Origin of the sequence: Streptomyces sp. NPDC006510, assembly GCF_040611955.1 — a bacterium.
GTDB lineage: Bacteria > Actinomycetota > Actinomycetes > Streptomycetales > Streptomycetaceae > Streptomyces.
In genome coordinates this window covers 6,944-8,823 of record NZ_JBEXPH010000273.1, presented here as the reverse complement: position 1 = coordinate 8,823, position 1,880 = coordinate 6,944, and the positions used below count along the sequence as shown (strand labels likewise).

Below are 1,880 nucleotides of genomic sequence, written 5' to 3'. Positions count from 1 at the left end.
AGGCCGTCCACGGGCCCAGGACATGCGCCTCCGGCGGGGTGGCGAACGGACGCGGTTCGCCATGGGCGTCCACCGCTTCGGCCTCCCTGCGCACCGGGGCGTGCGAGATCAGCTCCAGGTAGATGCCGCGGAATGCCGCGAGGTTCTGTTCGACGGTGAAGAGTTCGAGCGCGCGGGCGCGCGCCGCCGCTCCGAGCCGTGCACGACGCTCGGGGTCCCGCAGCAGCGCGAGACAGGCGTCGGCCAGCGCCCTGGGGTTGCGCGCGGGCACCACGAGCCCGGTGCCGCCGATGACCTCGACGACCGCGCCGACATCCGTCGACACCGTGGCCCGGCCGCAGAACATCGCCTCGACGAGACCGATCGGGAAGCCCTCGACCACGCTGGACAGGACGACGACCCCGCCCGCCGCGTAGGCGTCCGGCAGATCGGGCACCTCGGCCCCGCCGATGTCCTCGAAGGAGACCGGGTTGTCGCCGACGGCGTGCGCGTCCGTGGCCTCGTCGGGGAACAGCTGGGCGGCGAGCGCCCGGCAGTGCGCGAGATAGGTGGCGCCTTCGGGGCCCGGGGCGGGGGCGCCGATGATCCTCAGCCGGGCGTCCGGTTCGGCCTTCCGTACCTCCGCGAAGGCGTGCAGCAGCGCGATCAGGTCCTTGGCGGGCTCGATCCGGCCGACCCAGACCAGGGTGTCGTCGGGGCCGCTGTCGCCGCTCTCCCCCAGCGCCGTGAAGCGCTCGGACTCCATGCCGGGGTAGACGGTGCGCAGCTTCTCGCGTCCGGCGCCGCACCGCTCCTGCCAGCGGCGGGCGTGGGTGTTGCCCGGGGTGACGATCGCGGCCTGCCGGTACACCTCGGTGGCGAGCCGCCCGTGGAAGCTGGCGAGCAGGGCGCGCACCGGCGCGTTCAGCGCGGTGCCGGTCGCCGCGAGGTAGTGCGCCCGCAGCTGCACGCCGTGCTCGGTGACCAGCAGCGGCACCCCGAAGAAGCGTTTGGCCAGCAGCCCCGGCAGGGCGGCGGCACCACCGGACGTCGCGTGACAGAGGTCGACCGCGCCGAGGCTCTCCTCGTCGTACCAGTCGAGCGAGAGCGGGCGGAGCACCCGGTCGAGCTCCCGGGCGAAGGCGAGGAGGTCGGGGACGGTGGCGGTCTGGACGGTGCGCCCGGCGCCCGGGGCGCGGCAGGCCGTTTCGAGTATGCGCACGGCGGTTTCGGAGCGGAGGGCGGCGGTGAGTCCGCCGTGCTCGCGGGCCAGCTCGGCGAGCCCGTACAGACCGTCCGTGAACCGCACGTCCGCGGCGGTGGCGGTCGCAGCCCCTTCGCCGCCCGGTCCGCCGGTGCCCGCGCCCCCGTCGCCCTCGCCGTTCGCCGCGCCCGCCGCGCAGACCGAGGCCGCGAGAGCCGTGAAGTGCGCCGTGAAGCGCTGTCGTTCGCGCCGTCCGTACGGGCGGGTACCGCCGCCCGTCACCAGCCGGGCGAGCAGCCCCTTGGCGGCCCGGGTGCCCAGGACGTCCTCGTCGGCCGTCCACAGCGGCGCCGTCCGGACCCGGCTGACCTGCATCGGGAGCTGGACCCAGCCCTGCGCCTCCTGTTCGGCCGAGCGGCTGAGCGCGAAGAGATCGAACTCGTGCTGGGCGAGCCCGCGTACCAGGCGGTCGCACCAGAGTCTGGACTCACCGGTCGCATACGGATAGCCACCGTCGGTGAGCAGTCCGATCCGCACGAGCACACCCCCGATCTCCCTTGTGGGCGGCCGCCGTCGGAACGGCGGCTCACAGCGGGACGACCGTAAGCGGATTCGCCGGTGGTGGGGGGGGGGGGGGTTGGGAGCGACCACCCCACCCGGGGATCGGCGGAGTATGAACCGCCCGCGAGGGGGTCGT

General features: G+C 74.7%; 1 protein-coding gene. It reads right to left on the bottom strand.

Features of this window, described 5'->3' with window-relative positions:
- A partial coding sequence (locus ABZY11_RS40460; RefSeq protein WP_356483958.1) for a DUF3492 domain-containing protein occupies positions 1–1,720 on the bottom strand: 1,720 nt, incomplete at its 3' end.
- Positions 1,721–1,880 lie beyond the last annotated feature (160 nt).